The following is a 20,701-nucleotide window of genomic DNA, read 5'->3' as shown; positions in this document are numbered from 1 at the left end:
CAACCTATATTTTTTATGAAAACTATTTTTTAGCCCTGATTGCAGTGAAAATCCTTTTTAGGCGCCTTTTTCGGCGAATAAAAAGATTGAAACGTAAAGCAGGTTCCTGGCTCCTAAAAATACTTATTTTAGTAAGATTGCTTTGCTTCGTTCCTCGCAACTCCTCGCAATGACTATCTAAATAAATTTTTATCAAATACCATTTTTATAGCATCAGCATGACGGCGTTTTGCTCTTGTATAACTTCCCGCGGCTGGTGCTGCATACGCTTTTAAGGAAGCTAATCTCCATTTTACTAAATCGAAATTCATTAACATATAACTGTAAGCCCCCATATTCTTTGGTTCTTCTTGTGCCCAAACATAATCATCTGCATTTGGATATTGCGCTATAATCGCTTTTAATTGTTCTACTGGTAAAGGGAATAATTGTTCGATTCTAACAACTGCAACATCTTTACGACCATTATTTTCTCTCTCGGCGGTAATGTCATAATAAAATTTACCTGTACAGAAAACTAATGTTTTCACATCTGCTTTATTTACGGTTGTATCGTCAATCGTTTCTTGAAAACTTCCGGTTGCTAATTCTTCTACTGTAGACACACATCTTGGATCACGCAACAAACTCTTTGGTGTAAATACCACAAGTGGTTTACGAAAGGTGGTTTTCATTTGTCTTCGCAACAAGTGAAAAAAGTTGGCTGGCGTTGTACAATCGGCAACATACATGTTATGTCTGGCGCAAAGTTGTAAATAACGTTCCATTCTAGCCGAGGAGTGTTCTGCTCCTTGACCTTCGTATCCGTGAGGCAATAATAAAACAATTCCGTTTTGATTGTTCCATTTGTCTTCACCACAAGAAATATATTGGTCAATCATAATTTGGGCTCCATTACTGAAATCCCCAAATTGTGCTTCCCAAATGGTCAGTGTATTTGGATTTGCTAACGCGTAACCATAATCAAATCCCAGCACACCATATTCAGATAAAAGAGAGTTATAAACATTAAACTTCCCTTTTTTATTTTCGATTGCATTCAATACGATAACTTCCTCTTCAGAATCTTCTACTTTCACAACAGCATGACGATGAGAGAAAGTTCCACGCTCTACATCCTGACCGGAAATTCGAACGTCAAAACCTTCGGTCAAAAGTGCACCGTAGGCTAAGGTCTCTGCAGTTCCCCAATCGATGGTATTGTTGTCGTATCCTGTTTTTCTATCAGTGACAATTTTACTGATCTTATTGATGAATTTCTTATCTGATGGCAACGTGGAAACCGTTTTTATAATGGAATCTAATGCTGCTTTCGGAAATGAAGTATCATATTTTTGCAACATCTGGGCATCTGAAACCTGCTCAAAACCTTTCCATTCATTTTTCATAAACGGTGTAATGATGGTTAAATCCTTTTTACGAGATTCTTCTAAATTAACCTCTAAATTAGATTTGTATTCTTGCTCTAATCCTTTTACAAAAGTGGCATCAATTACACCATCAGCAAGCAATTGCTCCATATAGATGTCTCTTGGATTCTTGTGCTTGGCAATAATCTTGTATAAAACGGGCTGTGTAAAACGAGGTTCATCTCCTTCGTTATGACCGTATTTTCTGTATCCTAATAAATCGATAAAAACGTCACGACCAAACTCCATTCTAAAGTCTAGTGCAAACGACATCGCATGTACTACTGCCTCAGCATCATCTGCATTTACATGCAATACTGGCGAAAGCGTCACTTTGGCCACGTCTGTACAATAGGTTGAGGAACGTGCATCTAAGTAATTCGTTGTAAAACCAACTTGGTTGTTGATGACAATATGAATCGTACCTCCGGTTTTGTAACCGTCTAGTTGCGCCATTTGTACGATTTCGTACAAAATTCCTTGACCTGCAATGGCAGCATCCCCGTGAACGGCGATTGGCAATACTTTTGAGAAATCGTTAGGGAAATATTTATCTTGTTTGGCTCTTGTGATTCCTTCAATTACAGCACCTACAGTTTCCAGATGCGAAGGATTTGGCGCCAAATTAATATTGATTTTTTTACCGGCACTTGTAACTTTATCAGCCGTAAGACCTAAGTGGTATTTTACATCTCCGTCAAAATATTCTTGGTCATAATCTTTACCGTCAAATTCACCGAAGATATCTTGAGTAGATTTACCAAAGATATTGGCCAAAACATTCAAACGACCACGATGTGCCATTCCCATTACAAATTGCTCCACTCCTTTTTCGGCAGCTTTTTCAATCAAAGCATCCAATGCTGGAATAATAGACTCTCCACCTTCAAGGGAGAAACGTTTTTGACCTACATATTTGGTGTGCAAAAAATTCTCAAAGGAAACCGCTTGGTTTAATTTATTGAGAATTGATTTCTTTTCCTCTATAGAAAATTTAGGCTGATTGTCATTTACTCCTAATTTTTTCTGAATCCACTCAACCACTTCTGGTTTTCGAATATACATGTATTCGACACCGATGTGCTGACAGTAAATCGTATCTAAATGAGTTATTATTTCATGAAGGGTACACGGTTGGATATTGATCACTTTAGCAGCATCAAAAACCGTATTTAAATCCGCAGTTGAAAGTCCAAAGTTTGAAATTTCAAGTGTTGGTGATGAAATACGTCTTTCTCTTACAGGGTTTGTTTTGGTAAACAAGTGACCTCGTGAACGGTAGCCATCAATTAATTTCAAGACATTAAATTCTTTATGAATTTTATCCGAAATCAAACTAACATCCGTGTTAATAGCTGCAAAATTAGCTATTTGCTCAACTGGGTTTTCCTCATTATAAGTCGTCATCCCAAAGTCGAAACCTTGAAAAAAACTCCTCCAACTTGGCTCAACGCTGTCTGGATTCTCTAAATATTGATCGTATAATTGTGCGAAAAATTCGGTGTGTGCTGCGTTTAAAAATGAAAACCTATCCATAATATTTAGTGAATATACCTTTTTTGTTAAAATAGTTTGGCAAAAGTACGATAATACAATAAATTTATAATTTATTTTAAGATACTTTTACATTGAATATTGTTAAAAAACCTGAAACTTATGACTACAAATCGCATTTTGAATGATTTTAGCGCAATTTTGATGCTGCTTTCCATTATACTATCCGGTAGTGTTTTTGCACAGCAAAATGATAGCACACCGAAGATGGAAAATCAATTTTGGAAAAACGTACAGTTTGGTGGCGGGATCGGTTTGGGATTTGGGTCAGGCTTCACCGATATTTCTGTAGCGCCGAGTGCCATTTATAACTTCAATGAATACGTCGCTTTCGGGGCGGGATTGCAGTACAAATACCTAAAACAACGCGACTTTTTTGCGTCTCATTTGTATGGAGGAAGCATAATTGCACTTTTGAATCCCATAAATGAAATTCAACTCTCTGCTGAATTGGAGCAATTAAGAGTCAATGTCAGCGGGCATGGATCCAATACAAATTCACAAAATTATTGGAATACAGGATTATTTGTGGGAGCAGGTTACCGCTCTGGAAACGCCACTATTGGTGCGCGTTACAATGTACTAACGGACAAAAACAATATTTATGGCAGTGCTTTTATGCCTTTTATTCGTTTTTATTTTTAATCCTCCCCCCTTGCCCCCTCCGAAGGAAGGGGAGACAAAATCGTAGAAAAAGAGAACTAATGATACTTATTCCTGAACCATACTTTTTGCCATTCTCTTTTTAAAATTAAAAAAGCAACTTGCTCCGCCAAAATTACCAAATCAGAACCGTCGAGTTTTTTTATTTCTTCTTCGGACACATCAATAATATAAAGCAGGTTCAAATATTCAGCAAACTTGTATTGAATGAGGCGGTAGATTTTTTCATGCAATTGAATCTTTAATTCGGCAGCAGTAGTACTCATTGGGAAATCTACTGCTTCATTAGCCAAATTAAAATCCTTATTGAGCTGCTCGACTAACTTCAAATATAAATTTTCTGCTTCGACTTCACAAAGTAATAAGTCGGTATTTTTTGGAACTATAAACATATCTTTAAAATTTCAATGGCAATATCAACAGCAATTTTCAATATTGTTGTTGTGGTGCAATTTATTTTTTGTTATTTTTTTAATATCAACTTTCAAAATCAACGTTGCTATTGATTATTGAAATTGCTATTAAAATTGAACTACACTTTCCTTCCCATTAAATTCTCTCCAAATGCCTTAAGCATAGCTTTTTTATCGTCACTAATATTCATTTGATCCAGCATTTGAAAAGCTTTAAAAGTAAAATCTTGTATCGCATCTTGCGTTGCTTTTGAAGCCCCAGAACTATTAAAAAGAGCTTTCACACGTTCTATTTTATCGGTGCTGTCTTCGGGTTGGATCGCGAATAAACGCTTTAATTCCTCCGCTTCTTCTTGGTTTGAAAAAGCAACTGCTTTAAGATATAAATAGGTTTTTTTATTTTCGATAATATCACCACCTACTTGTTTGCCAAAGGTTTCTGGATTTCCAAAAGCATCTAGAAAATCATCTTGCAATTGGAAAGCCAAACCTAAATTTAATCCAAAATCATAAATCAGATTTGCATTTTCAACAGAAGTTTCTGCAATAATAGCACCCATTTTCATAGCTGCTGCCACTAAAACTGCTGTTTTATACTGAATCATTTTTAAATATTCAGGAATGGTCACATCTGTACGATCTTCAAAATCAACATCCCACTGTTGCCCTTCGCACACTTCAAGAGCTGTTTTGCTGAACAACTTTGCGAGATCTCTAAAGATGAGCGGTTCATATTGTTCAAAATATTGATATGCTAAAATCAACATCGCATCACCAGAAAGAATTCCGGTGTTGATATTCCATTTTTCATGCACCGTTTCGTGTCCTCTTCGCAATGGCGCATCATCCATAATATCATCATGAACTAATGAAAAATTATGAAAAACCTCAACGGCCAATGCTGCAGGAAGTGCTTTTTTATAATCGGCATCAAAAACCTCAGCACTCATTAGCGTGAGCACTGGACGCATTTTTTTTCCGCCAAGATCCAAAATATAATGAATAGGCTCGTATAAATTTCTAGGCTCTTTAGTTTCATATTGCGATTGCAAATAATCCGAAAGAAACTCTTGATACTGCTGAATGGTATGCATTATTTTTTTGTTTAAGTTTAAAATTCATACCGTTTTGGGATGTCCTAACATTTGAATTCTATAGTCACAAAGAAACTCAAAAAACTTGAAACTTACTAAATTGTTAAAGTTACTCAAATGTTAAATAAATCAAAATACTTTGGAAACTTATTTGGTATTTAAAGTTTCCTTGTTACATTTGTACTCGAATTTAACGGTCCCAATTTCAACCTCAAATTTTATTACCTTTTATTACATCTGGTAAAGTTTAATCAAACCTCAAGAATTATGAAAACCAAATGGAACATTGACTCCAATCAATCTGATGTACAGATTAAAATGAGACACTCAATAATCGCTTATTTAGGTGGATCGATCAATTCATTTGGCGGCTATATTGATATTGAAAATAATGAAATTGAAGACGCATCGATTGAATTCTTTTTAGATGTAAATAAAAAAGATGCTAAACTGGCACAAAAAAATGATTATTTAAAAATGAATAATTTGTTCGATGTTCATGAATACCCAATGATCAGCTTTAAATCGACTTCGTTCCAAAAAATAAATAACAATATTAATTTTTTAAAGGGCAATTTAACAATCAAAAACATCACTAAAATGGTAGAACTTGATGCCGAGTTTATAGGAATCAATGCGTATAACGGTGCTAAAAAAGCAGGATTTGAAATCACTGGAAAAATAAACCGACAGGATTTTGGCCTAACGTATAACACCTTTACGCAAACTAGCGGATTGGCTCTAGGACAAGACATTAAATTAATTGCAAACCTAGAATTTACCGTTTAGGATACCAATCTAAAGGGAATGTTAAAAAGCTGTAAATTTAATGGAAACTATTTTAGTATCTAAAGTTTCCTTTGTAGCTTTGCATTTCTATAAAATGCTATTTTATTATAAACATCAAACCCATTCAGCATACCCAATATGAAAGATAAAATTATAAATAAAGCTAAGGAAATGTTTTTGAAACTCGGTTTCAAGAGCATCACTATGGATGATATTGCAGGCGAAATGTGTATTTCTAAAAAGACAATTTACAAGTATTTTGCTAATAAGGAATTGTTAATTGAAGAAAGCGTTCAAATCATTCATACAGAGGTAAATGCTATTATTACTGATATTACCTCAAAAGATTTTAATGCTATAGAGGAGAATTTTGAAATCAGACGAATGTTTGATGACATGTTCAAAGCCACTGACACTTCGCCGATATACCAACTGAAAAAACATTATCCTGAAGTATATCAAAAAGTACAAACCTATCAAATAGAAATGTGCCAAACTTGCTTTCGAGAAAACATTAAAAAAGGAATTTCACAAGGCCTTTACCGAAAGGAAATAAATATTGATGCCTATGTTACTTTTTATTACGCCCTGATTTTTACAATCAATGAAAACACAAGGTCTGAGCGTGAAGCTTTTGCACTAGAAATGCAAGCACTAGAATACCATACCAGAGCCATGGCAACTGACAAGGGCATACTAGAATTAGAGAAAAATTTAATTAAATCAAGCCTATAAAATGAGAAATACAATTATACTAATGACCGTGCTGCTTTCCTTAAGCATTCATGCACAAGAACTAAAAAGCCTTACCTTAAAAGATGCCATTGTATACGCACTGGAGAATAAAGCCGATGCAAAAAAAGCAAGATTACAGATAGAAAAAGGAGAGTATGAAATTAAAGAAGTGCGTTCAAGAGCTTTGCCTCAAATTGCTGCAAATGGAAGCTTGAACTACAATCCTATTTTACAAACTACCGTAATTGACGGAGCTGGATTCGGTCAACCTGGCACTACCATTCAAGCTGCATTTGGTCAAAAATGGAACTCTACAGCAGGTATATCTCTTAATCAGGCCTTGTACGACCAAGCTGTATTTGTAGGTTTAAAGGCAGCAAAATCAACTCGTGAGTTTTACCAAATAAACGCACAATTAACCGAGGAGCAAGTTATAGAGCGTGTGGCAAATGCCTATTACCAAGTTTACGTAACACGCCAAAACTTAACGGTACTGGACAACAACCTTAAAAACACTACAAAAGTTAAGGACATTATAAAAGGACAATACGATAACGGATTGGCTAAAAAAATTGACTTAGATAGGACTATGGTGCGTATATCAAACATAAATACGTTGCGCCAGCAAACCATAAATGCGGTTACACTGCAAGAAAATGCCTTGAAATTTTTTATGGGCTTGCCAGTAGATACTCGTATTTCTATTCCAGAAACGGAATTCGAAATAACTCCAAATGCGCTTTCATTGGCTCCAGATACTACAACCAGAACCGAATACTTATTGCTTAAAAAGAACGAGCAGTTGCTGGAATACCAAAAAAAATCTATTGAAGCGAACTACTACCCAAGTTTATCACTTACAGGAGGATATAACTTCATTGGTCAAGGTCCTGAGATGCCTTGGTTCAAGAAACCTTCAGATGGAGTTTATTGGTCGGACTTTGCATCAGTTGGACTAAATCTACGTATTCCCATATTTTCAGGATTTGGAACAAAAGCAAGAGTAAGTCAAGCTGATAACAAACTTGCTTCTATAAAAGTAGACTTAGAGGAAACTAAACTAGCATTAGATTTACAATATACCAACGCTAGAACACAAATCGAGAATAGTATTGTATCGATCAACAATCAAAAAGAGAATGCAAAGCTAGCACAAGAAGTTTTAACCAATACCAACAACAATTATATTCAAGGTTTAGCTTCATTAACGGATCTACTTGAAGCAGAAAGCGAACTTGTGGTTGCCCAAAACAATTATACCACAGCGCTATTAGATTACAAACTAGCAGAAATACAAGTAATAAAAGCAAAAGGAGAACTAAAAACATTAACCAATAAATAATCAAAATGAAAAAAATTATCATAACCGTAGTTGTAATTGCTGTCTCTCTAGGGATTATTGCTTACATACTTACTAATAACAAAAATGAGAACGAAGCTAAAACAGCTATTGTTGCTGAGAAAAATGCGACGGTATCAGTGCGAACTGATGTTGTAAAAACAGAAGAAGTTTCTCTTGACTTTGTTTCTAATGGAAATTTTGAACCTGTTCAAGAATTAAAATTCTCAGCAGAAAAGTCAGGTAAAATAACCAAAATATTAGCCAAGGAAGGAGATTACGTGAGCGTAGGACAAACTCTTGCTATTGTACGTAGTGATGTGGTAAATGTAAATGCTCAAAACGCAAATGCCATTTATCAAAACGCAGTTGCTGATTACAACCGATTTGAAAATGCCTTTAAAACCGGTGGTGTAACCAAGCAACAACTAGACCAAGCAAAATTACAAATGGTAAATGCTAAGTCACAATTAACACAAGCAAACATCAACGTGGGTGATACTAGAATCAAGGCACCAATAAGCGGATTCATCAATAAAAAACACATTGAGGTAGGTTCTATCATTACAGGAATGCCTGCAACACAATTATTTGATATTGTAAACGTATCAAAGTTAAAATTGAAAGTTAACGTGAATGAAAGTCAAGTTGCAGGATTAAAAGTAGGTAGCACAACTAATGTAGTTGCAAGCGTATATCCAGACAAAACTTTTTCTGGTAAGATCACCTTTATTGCAGCAAAAGCTGATGAAACTTTGAACTTCCCTGTAGAAATAGAAATTACAAACAATGCTAGCAAAGATCTAAAAGCAGGAATGTACGGTACTGCTACTTTTGCCTCTAACCAACAAAAACAATCCTTGAAAATTGTTCCAAGAAATGCTTTTGTAGGAAGTGTTAGTAGTAACCAGATTTTTGTGATAGAAAATGGAACCGCCAAATTAAAAACAGTAACTGCTGGTAGAATTCTAGGCGATAAAGTAGAGATATTAAACGGCCTTGAAGACGGCGAACAAGTAATTGTAACCGGTCAAATCAATTTGCAAGACGGAAGCAAAGTGGAAGTTATTAAATAAGTCTTAAAGTCGAAAGTCTTAAAGTCATCAAGAAACAGTTCAAAGCCTAAAGCACCTTAACAACATGAAAGTAGCAGAAATATCCATAAAACGTCCTTCGTTAGTCATCGTATTGTTCACAGTACTTACGCTAGGCGGACTGTTCAGCTATAGCCAATTAGGCTATGAGTTGATCCCAAAATTTGAAACCAACGTGATTTCGATTGCAACGGTTTATCCCGGGGCATCACCCAGTGAGGTCGAAAATACCGTTACCAAAAAGATTGAAGATGCGATTTCGTCCCTGGAAAACATCAAAAAAATTGATTCTAAGTCTTTTGAAAGTTTATCCTCGGTTTCGATAACATTAACATCTAATGCTGATGTAAATATTTCTATGAATGATGCACAGCGTAAAATAAACGCCATCATAAACGACTTACCAGATGATGCTCAGGCGCCTTCACTGAACAAGTTTTCGTTGAGCGATTTACCAATTATGACCATTGGTGCCAACGGAAAAATGGACGAAGTTGCTTTCTATGACTTAGTAGACAAGAAACTTGCGCCAGTACTTTCTCGTGTGCAAGGAGTAGCTCAAGTTAATATTACCGGCGGACAAGAGCGAGAAATTCAAGTGAATCTGGATGCAGTAAAAATGCAAGCCTACGGACTTTCTATTCCACAGGTACAACAGAATATTTTGTCCTCAAATTTAGATTTCCCTACCGGAAACATCCAAACTCGGGAACAAAAAATATTAATTCGTTTAGCTGGAAAATATAAAAATGTTGAAGAGTTAAGAAACTTAATTGTGTCCTCAAGAGGTGGAGTCCAAGTTCGTTTAGGCGATGTTGCAGATGTACAAGACACGCAAAAAATTACGGAAAAAGTGGCTCGTGTGAACCAGAAAAATGCCATTATTTTACAAATTATTAAGCAATCTGATGCCAACGCAGTTGCTGTAAGTGAAGAATTGGTAAAAACTATTGCGAAACTGGAAGGAGAATATAAAGCTGCCGACTTAAAACTAGAAATTGCCAAAGACAGTACCATTTTTACCCTTGAAGCAGCTGATGCTGTAGTGCACGATTTGCTTATTGCAGTGCTTTTAGTAGCCTTTGTCATGCTGTTTTTCTTGCATAGTATTCGAAACTCCTTGATTGTAATGGTCTCTATTCCTGCTTCGTTAATTGCCACTTTTATTGGGATTTACTTAATGGGTTATACCTTGAACTTAATGAGTTTGTTAGGATTGTCACTCGTTGTAGGTATTCTTGTGGATGATGCGATTGTGGTTCTTGAGAATATTTATAGGCACATGGAAATGGGCAAAAACAAAGTGCGAGCTGCCTATGATGGTACAGCCGAAATTGGTGGAACTGTAGTATCGATTACGCTTGTAATTGTGGTTGTATTTTTACCAATTGCATTGAGTTCTGGTCTGGTTTCTAATATTATTACGCAATTTTGTGTCACGGTCATTATATCTACCTTATTGTCATTAGTTGCTTCGTTTACTATTATTCCATGGTTGTCATCCATATACGGAAAATTAGAACACATCACTGGCAAAAACCTTTTTGGAAGAATCATTCTTGGTTTTGAAAGTTATTTAACCCGATTCATTAACTGGATCTCTGGCTTACTGACATGGTCTTTGGATCATTATAAAACAACACTTGCCATAGTTTTAGTTGTATTCTTCAGCTCAATTGCATTGGTACCAGCAGGATTTATTGGTGGTGAGTTCTTTGCAGCATCGGATAGTGGTGAATTTTTAGTTCAAATCGAAATGCCAAAAGATGCTTCGCTAGAACAAACCAACTTCATGACGCAAAAAGCAGAAGCCTTTTTAGACAAAGAAGATTTTGTTCATAGTCAATTTACTATTGTGGGTCAAACCAGTGGCGGCATGGGAGCTTCACAATCAACTGCTTACAAATCAGAGATTAATGTAAAAATGGTTGAATTAGACCAGCGCGATGAACCTGCCAATGTTTACGCTGCAAAAACCAAACGTAAATTAGAAAAAATACTAGTGGGTGCCAAAGTAAAAACGGTTCCCGTAGGTATTTTAGGAACAGCTGAAGATGCTACTTTAGGGCTTATTGTAACAGGTCCAGATGTAGAAAGTGCTATGAAATTTGCTATTGCTGCCGAAAAAGAATTGCGCACTATTCCTGGTGCAACAGAGATTGAATTATCGGTAGAGGACGGAAATCCTGAAGTAAGCGTAAAAGTAGACAGAGATAAAATGGCTGCACTTGGTTTGAGTTTACAAACCGTAGGTATGACTATGCAAACCGCTTTTAGTGGAAACACAGACGGGCGTTTTAGAGCTGGAGAATACGAATACGATATCAATATTAAGTACAATGCTTTCGATAGAAAAAGTATTGCTGATGTAAGCAACTTGATTTTCATCAATGATATGGGTCAACAAATCGAGTTAAATCAATTTGCAACCGTTACGGAAGGTTCTGGTCCAAGCCAATTAGAGCGTAGAGACAAAACAGCGTCTGTAACTGTTAAAGGCCAAAATGTGGGTATCTCTTCTGGAACAATTGTATCACAATGGGAAGAGAAAATTGACAAATTGGAGAAACCAGTTGGTGTTGACTATATTTGGGGAGGACAAAAAGAGAATGAAACAGAAGGTTTTGGAACCTTAGGAATTGCATTATTGGCTGCTATTATCTTGGTTTACCTTGTAATGGTTTCGTTATACGATAGTTTTGCACACCCGTTTGTGGTATTGTTTGCTATTCCGCTTTCGTTTATTGGAGCATTATTAGCCTTGGCTTTGACCAATAATACGTTAAATATTTTTACTATTCTTGGGGTGATTATGTTAATTGGTTTGGTTTGTAAAAATGCGATTATGCTTGTGGATTACACCAATCAGCGAAGAGCTGCGGGCGAGAGCATCAGAACCGCATTAATTCAAGCGAATCACGCACGTCTTCGTCCAATTTTGATGACAACCATTGCGATGGTATTTGGTATGTTCCCAATTGCATTAGCATCTGGTGCTGGTGCCGAATGGAAAAACGGACTGGCATGGGTAATTATTGGAGGATTAATAAGTTCATTATTCCTAACCTTGATTATTGTTCCGGTGATTTATGAAATCATGGAGAAATTAATTGCTAAATTCTCTAAAGGTCAAAAAGTAAATTATGAAGTCGAAATGATAGCTGATTACGAACACAGAGAATTAAATGAGGACGGAGTTACTCCCAAACACTAATACCTTCTCATATAACATAAAAACGACCTGCTCTTGATAGATGCAGGTCGTTTTTTTTGTAAGTATGTTGCGTTCAAATCTCAAGTTTCGATATTTAGAATTTATTACAACGAAAATCTAACTTTGAATAACAATTGCCTTGGTCTTAACATAAAATTAGTTGTAACATAACTAAAATCATTGACATTGATAGTCTTGAAATTATTGGTGCCAAAAACATTGTTCACTTGCATCTCAAAATCAATTTTTTTCTTTTGAATCGTGTATCTATAAATAAAATCTGCAAACACATTTTCGTTTCTCTCATGGAACAAGGTGGTGTTTACATACTCTGACTTTAAACCAAAATATTGTTTGTTTTTCAAATTAAAATTTAAATTTAAAATATGATTTTGTTGTTTTACTTGCGGTTGTTTTAGTTCCTCTAATTTGTTATTCGAAAACGTCCAACTTCCTGCGTATTCTAAGTTAAGCCAATCCGTTAAATCGGCATCTATTTTACTTCCAAAAATCAGATTTTGATTTGCTATATTTACTAAATTACCATTAATAATTTGCTGAAAATCCTGCAAAGCAAAACTGCTATTAAGCGTTAAATTTGATTTAATTGCTGAGACATATTTCCCAATGCGGGTTGAAAAATTATGACTGTATCTCGTGTTTAATTGTTCAATTGCTTCGATGGAAACCGCTCCATTTGCTAAAACTTCACTTTGATACAGTAAATTATTCTCACTTTGAACATTGCTGTAGCTGGCATTAAAAAAAAGTGATTTCACAGGATTCCTAAATGAGACTCCCACATTATAATTTTGAATTTTTGATTGTGGCAAGGGAGAATTAATTCTTTTAATACTTCGGTAATTTTGTAAAATATAGCCGTAATGCAACTGGTTTATAGTACCAAATTGATTCGAAATTCCTGCCGAAGAATTAATTTTCCAATAGGAATTTATATCATAGTTGACCGTCAGTCTAGGTTCGAAAGTAGTTTGGCTTAGGTTTTCCGATTGTTGAAGTGGAGCGTCTTTTATTGTGTACGAATGAAAATTAATTGGGGTTGACAATTCAATTCGCCAATTCGCTTTTTTAAATTGAGTTTGCAAATCAACATATATTTTAGAACGAAACCAATCTAAAGTATTCGAAAAATCAGGACTTAAAACACTATTGCTTGATGTAGCTATATCACTATTGAGTTTTTGATTTTCTAATTGCAAACCTACTTTTGACTCCAATGTAAAATACTTTACCGCTTTGATCATCGACAACGTATTGTTTGTGTAATAGGTGAGTAAATCTGTATGTTGTGTAACGGAGTCGTACGGCTTATTTTCGTTAAGTAAACCTTCAAACTGTCCGGGATTTACGCGCAGTTCTTGTGGAGTTTTGTTTAATCCTAGGTATGAAAAAAGTACAAGCTTTTGTTTTTCTAATGAAAATATTGATTTCAAATTATTTGAAAACCTAAAATATTCATTACTCAACCCCTGCATTAAACCCTCGTTATTTAAAACGATATTCCCGCGCTGACTATCCCAAAAGCCTTGAAACTCGAGACTGTTTTTGAAATAATTTTTGGTTGTGTTTTTTTGAAGTGTAAAATTTGTTTGTAAGGAATTATAATAGAATTGATTGTATTTTTCTTCTAACAAATCAATTGTACCCGAGGGCGTAAAAAATTGCGTGTTGGTAAAACCTTTTTGCTGTTGATAATCGTTTAAATAGGAAACATTAACACGTAATTCGTAGTCCTTCTTTAGCTTTTGCAAATAATTGCTTGACAATAAGTGAATAGAATTATCAAGCCATCGCTTTTCAGAAAATTTAGGATTGGCTAATTGTTGTACTGCAAGCCAATCTATTTTCTCTGAATTGTTTTCAAATTGATTTAGTAAATCTTCAATTGTTAACTTTTTAAGCTGCGACGCTACATTATCTCCTGTATTATTTGTTTGATAGGTAGTGAGCATTTGCCTTTTTTTAGAGAAAAGCATCGGAGTAATATTGGCATCCCAAAGTAATGGGCTAAAACCACTTCCAAGCCTCGCTTGACCTGTAAAAGTATAGGAGTTTTTAAGTTTGATATTGAGTGCCGTTCGATCAGAAAACTGTAAACTATCCAGTGTTTTTATGGGCTGATGGTTCTCCAGAATTTGCACTTGTGAAACCTCTTGATAAGGCAAGTTGTCATTGGCTAAATTGTATTTTCCTTCTAATAAATCTAGACCTTCAATATAATATTTGTTAATTGCTCTACCTTGATATAAAATTTTACCATCAGGCAATACCTCAATTCCTGGCATTCTCTTTAGCACATCACCAATGCTTCGGTCTTGCTCTTTTGAAAATGAATTCACCATATAGCGTAGAGTATCGCCTTTTTGTAAAATAGGTGCTGCTTTTACAGAAACCTCCTTTAGTACAAATGACTTTTCAGAAAGAATGAAATTTTTAACTTGCGTAAAATTATTAATTGCACTTAATACGGTTTCATATCCCATGCAACGTACCTCCAAATCTACTTCAGGATCAGGACTGATAAAGGTAATTGCAAACATACCCCTACTATATGTAATGGCATAAGCAATGATAGAAGATGATGATTTTTTATAAATGGATACACTGGCACTAACAATTACCTTGCCTCGTGTATCCGAAATTTGACCTTTAATTATGGTTTGAGAATACAGGCAATTACATAAAAATAACAGCAGCAAAAAAACTATTCGCATTAATCTGTAAGTTCCATAGGATTGTTTTCAAACTTCATCTTTTCTTTGGCTCTTTGATCGGCTAAATCAAGCATTTCCTTTGGAAAAGTCATTCCTCCAGAATTAATCAAGGTCGATGGTTTTTCCTTGTATCTCTTTTTTAGTTGTTTATACTCTTCGTAAGTTATTTGAGTAGGTTTTTGTAATTGATCGGCAGTATTACAAAAGCTTGAACTGTTTTTTACACTTGCAACATTAAATTGATAATGTTTATTGGTATCGTAAATTGACAAAATTAAACCCGGCAAACCATTAAATTTATATGGTCCGTCGGATATACTAATATCTGTAGTATACCATGCCACATAAGTTCTACCCGCAAACTCAGTTGTTGCTTTTTTACAGCTATAGCCCAATATTTCTTTTTGCTCCTCCTGTAATTTCCAGTCAAACTTATCTAAGTTTTGATTGTAAGTAAAAGTGCCTTGTCCAAATCTATCATTAATAATCTTTTGATTTGTACCATACTCTTTTACAATAGTATAATGTAATTTTGTTTTAGGTAACGATTTTCTATCAGGAAGACCATCGGAATCTTTCCAATTTTTCTCCAAATCATTTAATTTCATGTTATTCAAACTAACGTAAAAAGAAAAATTTTTTGCAACATTCAATACCATTTGCTCTCTCTGTTTGCTGAGGGTATCCTCTTTGTTCACTTGGTATGAATAATCATAAATTATTTCATAACGTAAAGTATCTTTTGGAAAGTTTTGAGCGTAAATTATGCTTACTGTACCTAATAAAATAATTACCAGTAAAAGTGATTTTAAATTCATTTTTTTGTTTGTTTGTTTTTAAAATGGCTGATTTTCAGACATTCATAATATTTATTACGACTAACAGCCAGTTACAATAAATATTACTGCAGATGCAGTAAGGAAAGCCGAATATGAAGTACGAACAGAACTTTCATATTCGACAATCTACTCGTTCCCACTATTATCGATGAATAAAACATAGTATGAAACCCTACATTTGAAACAAAAATACATGTGTACTTATTGTAAAACAAATCTGAAAAAAAATAAGAGACATCTATGAAAATTAACAAATAATTAACAACGCTCCCAAATGAATAAAAATGCAATTATATTTTGGTAAGAACATATAAACATTTATGCAACAGAGAATTAAATGAGGACGGAGTTACTCCAAAATACTAACACCTTTTAACAACAAAAAAACGACCTGGTCTTGATAGATGTAGGTCGTTTTTTTTGTAATAATTAAGTACAAATTAAATGGCTTAAAGCTTTTTAATCACATATGTCACAATACCCCAAATGATGAGTGCGTTTTCCTCGGTGACTTTTATGAGTGGATAATTTGGATTTTCTGGCATGAGATACAAACAATCTTTTTCAACCTTCATTCGCTTTACGGTAAACTCTCCATCAATAAAACAAATGGCAATTTTGTTGTTTTGTGGCTCTAAGCTTCGGTCAACAACAAGTACATCCTTGTCATCAATACCGGCATCAATCATAGAGTTTCCTTTGACCTTAATATAAAAAGTAGCCAGCGGGTTTTCACTCAATTGTTTGTTCAAATCAATACTCATTTCCATAAAATCAGCGGCTGGCGATGGAAATCCTGCTGAAACCCCTTCGTTTATGAAAGGAATGCGCAATTCACTTTCAAAATCAGGAAAGTAAAAAGTAAGTTTAGATGTTTTATTTACTGGCATTTAATTTCAAGTATATCTTTAAAACTGGTAGTGTATCTAGGTGACAAATGGTTTTGTTTCATATTCCAGGTCAAACTAAAATTTTGTGAGGCTAGTTTTATTTTCTTGTCTCCTATTTTAGCATTCAACCCATCAATTACTTTCATTAGTTGTAAATGTTTGGGGTTTTCTTCCTCAAAAAGATCAAACTGTTTTTTATTTTCATCAATAAGTTCAGTAACAATTACACCTGCTTTTTTAAATTTTAAATGCTCATTACCTGCATGAAGTTTTTTAAGTAAGGCTATCGCAGCATTAGCAATGGTCAATGTAGAATTAGAACCATAAGGTAATGTTACGGCGCAATTAAAATAATATTTAGATGTTTGTATGCTGTGTTTGTCTACAACTAGCATGACTATTATGGTGTGGCAACATGATTTTTGCTTGCGTAATTTCTCGGCACATTGCGCTGCAAAAGTAGCTACACGTTCTCGTAATAAATCAAACTCTGCAATTTGTTTAGGAAAACTTCTGGTAGTAGCAATGCTCTTTTTTTGGGTAGCAATAGGCTCTAGGTCTAATACTGATTTACCTTCTAGTTCATACTTTAAACGCATTCCTAGTACACCCATTTCTTTCTTTATCCAAGCCTCATGTTGGGGTGCGGTAAAATCAAGAGCCGTTACTATATTTCTAGCTTTCATTTTCTTATTCAGTCGATGTCCTATTCCCCATACATCTTCAATCTTAGTCCATTTAAGGGCTTTTACTCGTTTTTCATCACTGTCTATAACATAAACACCTTGCGTTCTATCTTGGAATTTCTTAGCAATTTTATTGGCTACTTTTGATAATGCTTTTGTTTCGGCAAAGCCAATGCAAACCGGAATACCTACCCATTTGTGTACTCGGTTCTTCATTTGAATTCCATACTGGTGATAGTCCTCGATTGACAATCCATCAAAATTTAAAAAAGCCTCATCGATACTATAAATCTCTAAGTTTGGTGTAAACTGCTCTAAAATCTCCATTACTCGGTTACTCAAATCACCATATAGGGCATAATTTGACGAAAATAATTGCACATCATGCTGTTTTACAATTTCTTTTATTTGAAAAGCGGGCGCTCCCATTCCTATTCCTACCGCCTTCGCCTCATTACTTCGTGAAATGACACAACCATCATTATTAGACAAGATTGCAACTGGTCTCCCGTTGAATTTCGGCTGAAAAACACGTTCGCATGAGGCATAAAAATTATTACAATCGACTAAAGCATACATCCTGCAAAATTACTCAATATCCCTCGATGCGACTTCGTAACAGAAGTTAATTTTAAACACTGTTAATAAGTAGTTTTATGTAAAACGATTTTCCAAAAAGAACTTTTTATTCTTGTATTAGAAGTATTTCTAATTCAGAATCAAAAGAACAAGCAGCGAATAAAAAAGCGAAAGCCTTAAATTAATCTTAATAGTATCCTTTTAGTAAAATTTTTTTATGTTTTTATTAAATTACAAATTATTGATTTTAAACACTTTAAAAACAAAAAGCCGATCAAAGCTATAAAACCAAGAAACCATCTTTCACATTTCTGGCATGCTACTTGAATATACCTAATCAAATAAGTAAAAAGCGAAAGCCGAAAAGCTCAAGAGTAGGCAAAATTCAAAATTGAAGTATCATGAAAAAAATTACCTTTTTAGTTGTTAGTATTTTCATATTTGGAGGTACTGTAGCAAGCGCAACAGAAAAAATCGATTTTTCTGTACAGAGAAAATCTCTAATAGATTTTAGAAATGATGATCCGATTGTGTTCACAGAACGAGGAATTGAATTTTATGTGTTTCCTGACGGGCAACTAGATTTTAATACACGTCCTACAACCAATGGCGACATGTATTACAGATCAAAAGGCAAAAACGGTGTCAACAAAACGTATGGTGCACCAGGAAATAGCAGAAAAGGCAATTATGGCGTAAAAGTAGAACATGATAACCTAGGCAGAGTAAGACAAGTGGGAAATGTGTTCATTAACTACGATGCTAACGATCGAGTAAAACGAATAGGATCTGTATACATGACTTACAACCGATATGCCTTACAGCGAGTAGGTGGTTTAGAAATCATTTACAACCGTCGTGGTCAAATTGTTGATATTGTTGGATCTGTTAAAGGAGGTGGCCGTTATGCCTACAACCAAGACAACGATTATGGTTATGATCACAATACGAATGATGATCGTGATGATGATAATGATGATGACCATTATTATTACAGAACAAATGGTACAAAAGCTAAAATTGAGGATACAAAAGTATCCGGGAATGTAGCCGTCAGAATAGACAGAAAATAATTGATTAGTTTTAAGTGGTTTGTTTTTTTAATTCCCGCTGGTATTCGTATCAGCGGGTTTTTTACGTGAAAAACCATCCTGCAAGGGAGTACATTTAAGAGATAGAAAAAACCTAAAAGCTTAGTATTACAAGAGAAAGTAACAACCCTAAGCCAAAGCCTTCTAAAGTAGATGATGTGCGAATGAATGATTTACAGAATGCTCTGAATGAAATTAAAAGATAGGAGCACGTTACAAGATCAAGCTCATTAGTATCAAAATTTATATACCTTTTGGGACTAATCCAATTCAGGCAGTATTCTATATAGCGTAAAAATTGGCAATTTATCTTTTAATCAAACCGTATCCAATGGTTTTATATTTTCAATTTATCAACCACCAAAAAAGGCTATCCAAGTTTATGGATAGCCTTTTTAGTTTTTTGTTGTTTTGATAAGGTTTATTGCATAGAAACAACAATAAACTCACTTCTTCTATTAGCTTGATGTTGTGCCTCCGTGCAGTTTGATTGGTTCGTGGGTTCACATCCACAATCGTTTACAAGTTGTGATTCGCCGTATCCTTTGGCCGTTAATCTATTGGCAGCTATACCGTTTTTAATCAACCATGCTTTTGTTGCTTTAGCTCTTCTATCAGATAATGCTTGGTTGTAAGCTACGGTTTGTCTACAATCTGTATGTGATCTAATGTCGATAGTCATCTTTGGGTATTCTTGCAAGACTGCTAATACTTTTTCAAGCTCAAAAGCCGCATCTTTTCGAATAACTGACTTGTCTAAATCAAAATACAAAATCGGAATATCTAAGGTTTTAGCTAAATCTGTTCCTACTTCAATTGCTTTTTTTCGTGGCTCTAAGGCCAATGGACCTTGTGTTACTCCAGATACTTTTGCTATTACAAGCTTATTCTCTTTGGTTTCATATTCTGGTTTTTCTCCACGTAAATAATACGTTTCCCCACATTCAACCTCAAAAGTATAGTCCCCTGATGATGCAGTTGTACTTTCTTTGATTAAATTGAAATTGGAATCAAACAAACTTACCTTAGCATTTGCCAATACTAAACCGGTATCCTGATCCTTGATGACTCCTTGAAGTGCTTGAGCACATACTAAAACTGGGAATTTATTGAATCTATAAATATCATCAGATCCTAATCCGCCCTCTCTATTGGAAGTCACAAATCCTTTTTTATTCTCTGCATCTATCACAAATGAAAAGTCGTCTTGGGTACTGTTTATAGGTGTTCCTAAGTTTTCGATAGTGATTCCTGGAGTTTTTGATGACAAATCCATAACAAATACATCTAAACCTCCAAGTCCAGGATGTCCATCACTGGCAAAGTACATTTTGTTGTCTTGTGAGATAAAAGGGAAGGTTTCTCTTGACTCTGTGTTTATAGGCAATCCTAGATTCTCTGGCGTGCCGTAAGTATCATTTGCATTGATGCTTACTTTAAAAAGATCTGATAATCCCTTCGTACCTGGCATGTCTGATGCAAAATACAAGGTTTTCTCGTCTACACTCAACGCTGGATGCGCTACACTATATTCATTACTATTAAAAGGTAATTCTTGTACATTTACCCATTTTCCG

15 protein-coding genes are annotated in these 20,701 nt (G+C 34.8%); 7 read left to right on the top strand and 8 right to left on the bottom strand.

Annotated elements, in window-relative coordinates:
* Positions 1–173: 173 nt before the first annotated feature.
* Positions 174–2,945 carry a 2-oxoglutarate dehydrogenase E1 component gene (locus tag ACNQGO_RS09945; RefSeq protein ID WP_417985164.1) on the bottom strand — a complete coding sequence of 924 codons (2,772 nt, stop codon included), beginning with the start codon at positions 2,943–2,945 and terminating at the stop codon, positions 174–176.
* 120 nt (positions 2,946–3,065) lie between these two features.
* On the opposite strand from ACNQGO_RS09945, the gene ACNQGO_RS09940 reads away from it, so the two are divergent.
* The gene (locus tag ACNQGO_RS09940) at positions 3,066–3,608 is read left to right on the top strand and encodes a hypothetical protein (protein WP_417946403.1); all 543 of its coding nucleotides are present in this window, start codon (positions 3,066–3,068) and stop codon (positions 3,606–3,608) included.
* 56 nt (positions 3,609–3,664) lie between these two features.
* Here the strand turns inward: ACNQGO_RS09940 and ACNQGO_RS09935 are convergent, their stop codons facing one another.
* Complete coding sequence (locus tag ACNQGO_RS09935; protein WP_417946401.1) at positions 3,665–4,018, bottom strand: hypothetical protein; 354 nt, start codon at positions 4,016–4,018, stop codon at positions 3,665–3,667.
* Between the two features lie 140 nt (positions 4,019–4,158).
* Positions 4,159–5,133: a polyprenyl synthetase family protein gene (locus tag ACNQGO_RS09930; RefSeq protein ID WP_417946399.1), complete on the bottom strand. Its 975-nt coding sequence runs from the start codon at positions 5,131–5,133 to the stop codon at positions 4,159–4,161.
* Between the two features lie 267 nt (positions 5,134–5,400).
* On the opposite strand from ACNQGO_RS09930, the gene ACNQGO_RS09925 reads away from it, so the two are divergent.
* The 5 genes from ACNQGO_RS09925 to ACNQGO_RS09905 all read left to right on the top strand — a co-directional run bounded on the left by ACNQGO_RS09925 (position 5,401) and on the right by ACNQGO_RS09905 (position 12,304).
* Positions 5,401–5,922 (top strand): YceI family protein, encoded by a 522-nt coding sequence (locus ACNQGO_RS09925; protein ID WP_417985163.1) that lies wholly within the window; start codon positions 5,401–5,403, stop codon positions 5,920–5,922.
* Between the two features lie 138 nt (positions 5,923–6,060).
* Positions 6,061–6,657, top strand: a complete 597-nt coding sequence (locus tag ACNQGO_RS09920) for a TetR/AcrR family transcriptional regulator (protein WP_417985162.1) — start codon at positions 6,061–6,063, stop codon at positions 6,655–6,657.
* Between the two features lies 1 nt (position 6,658).
* Positions 6,659–7,999 carry a TolC family protein gene (locus ACNQGO_RS09915; RefSeq protein ID WP_417985161.1) on the top strand — a complete coding sequence of 447 codons (1,341 nt, stop codon included), beginning with the start codon at positions 6,659–6,661 and terminating at the stop codon, positions 7,997–7,999.
* A gap of 5 nt (positions 8,000–8,004) precedes the next feature.
* Positions 8,005–9,072, top strand: coding sequence for an efflux RND transporter periplasmic adaptor subunit (locus ACNQGO_RS09910; protein WP_417971638.1), 1,068 nt, complete (start codon positions 8,005–8,007; stop codon positions 9,070–9,072).
* Between the two features lie 64 nt (positions 9,073–9,136).
* On the top strand, positions 9,137–12,304 hold the full coding sequence (locus ACNQGO_RS09905; protein WP_417985160.1) for an efflux RND transporter permease subunit: 3,168 nt from the start codon (positions 9,137–9,139) through the stop codon (positions 12,302–12,304).
* A 104-nt stretch (positions 12,305–12,408) separates the two neighbouring features.
* On the opposite strand, the gene ACNQGO_RS09900 is transcribed toward ACNQGO_RS09905, so the two are convergent.
* The 4 genes from ACNQGO_RS09900 to ACNQGO_RS09885 form a co-directional block, all read right to left on the bottom strand.
* Complete coding sequence (locus ACNQGO_RS09900; RefSeq protein ID WP_417985159.1) at positions 12,409–14,865, bottom strand: TonB-dependent receptor; 2,457 nt, start codon at positions 14,863–14,865, stop codon at positions 12,409–12,411.
* A 173-nt stretch (positions 14,866–15,038) separates the two neighbouring features.
* Positions 15,039–15,857 (bottom strand): GLPGLI family protein, encoded by an 819-nt coding sequence (locus ACNQGO_RS09895; protein WP_417947505.1) that lies wholly within the window; start codon positions 15,855–15,857, stop codon positions 15,039–15,041.
* 470 nt (positions 15,858–16,327) lie between these two features.
* Complete coding sequence (locus ACNQGO_RS09890) at positions 16,328–16,768, bottom strand: LexA family protein (RefSeq protein ID WP_417985158.1); 441 nt, start codon at positions 16,766–16,768, stop codon at positions 16,328–16,330.
* On the bottom strand, positions 16,759–18,033 hold the full coding sequence (locus tag ACNQGO_RS09885) for a Y-family DNA polymerase (protein ID WP_417985157.1): 1,275 nt from the start codon (positions 18,031–18,033) through the stop codon (positions 16,759–16,761). The genes ACNQGO_RS09890 and ACNQGO_RS09885 overlap by 10 nt, the downstream gene beginning before the upstream one ends.
* 401 nt (positions 18,034–18,434) lie before the next feature.
* Here ACNQGO_RS09885 and ACNQGO_RS09880 point away from each other — a divergent pair, with 401 nt between their 5' ends.
* Positions 18,435–19,106: a hypothetical protein gene (locus ACNQGO_RS09880; protein WP_417985156.1), complete on the top strand. Its 672-nt coding sequence runs from the start codon at positions 18,435–18,437 to the stop codon at positions 19,104–19,106.
* Between the two features lie 439 nt (positions 19,107–19,545).
* On the opposite strand, the gene ACNQGO_RS09875 is transcribed toward ACNQGO_RS09880, so the two are convergent.
* Positions 19,546–20,701, bottom strand: a 1,156-nt coding sequence (locus ACNQGO_RS09875) for an OmpA family protein (RefSeq protein WP_417985155.1), incomplete at its 5' end; no start/stop codon positions are given.

Source organism: Flavobacterium frigidum (assembly GCF_048286735.1).
Taxonomy (GTDB): Bacteria; Bacteroidota; Bacteroidia; order Flavobacteriales; family Flavobacteriaceae; genus Flavobacterium.
Note: the sequence above shows the minus strand (reverse complement) of the source record. Positions and strands in the feature narration are given on the sequence as shown.